The following is a 458-nucleotide window of genomic DNA, read 5'->3' on the forward strand; positions in this document are numbered from 1 at the left end:
GTTATCTATGTTATTCGTTCCATATATTTGACGGGCTAGTTTTTGCATAAGGTAGTTTTCTTCATTTGTTACTTTTGAAGAAGAAATAAAACCAAATGCATCGCTACCGTATTCGGACTTAATATGTTGCATATTAGATGCAACAACTTCAAGGGCCTCTTCCCATGAAGCCTCAACAAACATATCCCCTTGGCGAATTAACGGTTTTGTAATACGCTCTTCACTGTTTACAAAATCCCAACCAAATTTACCTTTTACACATGTAGAGATACCATTAACTGGTGCATCTGAAACAGGTTGTACTTTTAAAATTTGACGATCTTTCGTCCATACTTCAAATGAACAACCTACACCACAAAATGTACAAACTGTTTTCGTCTTATTAATTTTCGTCTTACGCATCGCGGACTCTACTTCTGAAACTGCTAAAATACTGCTATATCCAGGCTCTACATCTT

General features: G+C 36.2%; 1 protein-coding gene. It reads right to left on the reverse strand.

The window, feature by feature from the left end:
- On the reverse strand, positions 1-458 hold a 458-nt coding region (locus AC1DJR_RS33375), incomplete at both ends, for a molybdopterin-dependent oxidoreductase (RefSeq protein WP_477004609.1).

The sequence above is a fragment of the Bacillus sp. 05T31 genome (assembly GCF_056396725.1).